Source organism: Carnobacterium sp. (assembly GCF_032094055.1).
GTDB lineage: Bacteria > Bacillota > Bacilli > Lactobacillales > Carnobacteriaceae > Carnobacterium_A.
Genome location: NZ_DAMDAK010000127.1, coordinates 4,291 through 4,630, shown reverse-complemented (window position 1 = coordinate 4,630; position 340 = coordinate 4,291). Strand labels below are relative to the sequence as shown.

Here is a 340-nt window from a genome sequence, read left to right as displayed (position 1 = left end):
GAAAATACATTGACCGATAAAGCCGGCAGTACAGCAACTATCGGAACCGGAACAGATGCAACTACTATTGATGGTACTATTTTCAGTAAAACAGACTTAACGCTTAATGGATTAGGCAGTTTGATCATTAATGGGAATACCAATCATGGAATCGTCTCTAAAGATGACTTGACGATTGTCAGCGGAACATACCAAATTACGGCAGCAGGACAAGGGCTGTCAGGAAAGGATTCCGTAAAAATAAAAGATGGAAACTTTACACTCGAGACTGGTAAGGATGGAATCCAATCTGATAATGCAGAAAAAGAAGGAAAGGGCTTCGTCTACATCGCTGGTGGAA

1 protein-coding gene is annotated in these 340 nt (G+C 41.2%); it reads left to right on the top strand.

Annotated elements, in window-relative coordinates; genetic code table 11:
- Positions 1 to 340 (top strand): carbohydrate-binding domain-containing protein (locus tag RT405_RS13045; RefSeq protein ID WP_313470251.1); only part of this gene is annotated, 340 nt, incomplete at both ends.